We start from the raw sequence: 1,589 nt of genomic DNA on the forward strand, positions 1-1,589 counted from the left end.
TGTTGATGTCCGCACAGAACTGACCCACTAGAGCTGAAAATTTTCATCGAATTTTGACCCACGTGATTGAATGCCCTGCTCAATCTTTGAGCAGGGGATACAAAGGTGATCACGGTGGGCATATTGGCCAAGATCAGGCGGATGTATTTCCGCGAGAAGGTCCCGCTGCGCGAGATTGCGCGGCGTACGGGCCTGTCCCGAAACACGGTGCGCCGCTGGCTGCGGCAGACTGATGCCGTCGAGCCGAAGTATCCGAAGCGCGTCAGCCCGAGCGTCATCGACGACTGGGCTGCACAGCTGACAGGTTGGCTGCGTGCCGACAGTCATCGCCCGAAGCGTGACCGGCGCACCGCCCGGTTCATGTTCGAGGCGATCCGCGCCGAGGGTTACGCCGGCAGCTACGGCCGCGTGAGCGCGTTCGTGAGGCGTTGGCACGAGGAGCAGGCTGAGGCGCCTCGCAGGAAGGCCTTCGTGCCGCTCGCCTTCGAACCCGGCGAAGCCTTCCAGTTTGACTGGAGCTGCGAATACGCGTTTGTTGGCGGGCTACGGCGACGCCTGGAGGTCGCCCACGTCAAACTTAACTCCAGCCGCGCGTTCTGGCTCGTCGCCTATCCCACCCAGAGTCACGAGATGCTGTTCGACGCACACGCCCGCGCATTCGCCGCGTTCGGCGGCGTGCCCCGGCGCGGCATCTACGACAACATGAAGACCGCTGTGGACAAGGTTGGCCGCGGCAAGGAGCGTGCGGTCAACGCGCGCTTCGAAGCAATGTGCAGTCACTACCTGTTCGAGCCAGAGTTCTGCAATCGGGCGGCAGGTTGGGAGAAAGGCATCGTCGAGAAGAACGTTCAGGACCGGCGACGTCAGATCTGGCACGAAGCAGCGCTACGGCGCTGGGAAACGCTGGAGATCCTAAACGAATGGGTCGCTGGTCAGTGTCGTGAGGCGTGGCACATGCGGCACCCGCAGTGGCCTGAGCTGACAGTCGAGGATGTGCTGCAGGACGAGCGTACCCGGCTGATGCCCAATCCACGGCCGTTCGACGGCTACATCGAGCAGACCCTGCGAGTCTCGTCGACCAGCCTGATTCACTTCCAACGCAACCGCTACAGCGTGCCCACCGAGTACACGAACCAGTTGGTGAGCGTGCGCTGCTATCCGGCATATCTCAGCGTCGTCGCCAACGCCCAGGAGATCGCACGCCACGAACGCAGCTTCGAGCGGCACATGACCTTCTACGATTGGCGCCACTACGTCACGCTGGTCGAGCGCAAACCCGGCGCACTGCGCAACGGCGCACCGTTCATCACGATGCCGCAGCCGCTGCAACTGCTGCAGCGGCATCTGCTGAAACACCCGGGCGGCGATCGCGTCATGACGCAGGTGCTCGCTGCGGTGCGCGAACACGGGCTCGATGCGGTGCTGCTCGCCGTACAGGCTGCGCTGGATTCAGGACGCCCCAGCGCAGAGCACGTCCTGAACGTGCTGAGCCGGCTGAAGGCGCCCGTCACGAATGGCAGCCTCGCCACGACGAAACTCCAGCTCAAGGAAGAGCCCGCGGCCGACGTGAGCCGTTACGAGACGCTGCG

The 1,589-nt window shown here is 63.6% G+C and carries 1 protein-coding gene; it reads left to right on the forward strand.

All coding sequences use genetic code 11. The annotated features are described in order from the left end of the window. Window positions 1-114: 114 nt before the first annotated feature. Window positions 115-1,589: IS21 family transposase (gene istA / locus DIE23_RS38930; RefSeq protein WP_124618175.1), on the forward strand; the 1,475-nt coding region annotated here is incomplete at its 3' end.

It is taken from the genome of Burkholderia sp. Bp9143 (assembly GCF_003853645.1).
In the GTDB taxonomy this organism is placed as follows: Bacteria; Pseudomonadota; Gammaproteobacteria; order Burkholderiales; family Burkholderiaceae; genus Burkholderia.